Origin of the sequence: Streptomyces varsoviensis (genome assembly GCF_000718635.1) — a bacterium.
GTDB classification, from domain to species: Bacteria; Actinomycetota; Actinomycetes; order Streptomycetales; family Streptomycetaceae; genus Streptomyces; species Streptomyces varsoviensis.
In genome coordinates this window covers 1-220 of record NZ_JOBF01000106.1, presented here as the reverse complement: position 1 = coordinate 220, position 220 = coordinate 1, and the positions used below count along the sequence as shown (strand labels likewise).

General features: G+C 68.2%; 1 pseudogene. It reads right to left on the bottom strand.

Annotation, left to right across the window (positions count from 1 at the left end):
- Positions 1 to 220, bottom strand: a pseudogene (locus IF55_RS35800) (IS110 family transposase); the annotation flags it as partial.

The window sequence follows — 220 nt, the reverse complement described above, 5'->3', positions numbered from 1 at the left end:
GGTGTTGTCGCGGAGCATGGCGAACAGGACGCTGGTGCGTTGGCGGGCGAGGCGGAGGAGGGCCTGGGTGTGGGTTTTGCCGCGGGCTCGTTGTTTGTCGTAGTAGGTGCGGGAGGCGGGGTCGGCGTTCATGCAGGCGAAGGCGGACAGGAACATGGCGCGTTTGAGCTGCCGGTTTCCGCCGCGGGGTGCGTGTTCGCCGTGGATGGAGGTGCCGGAC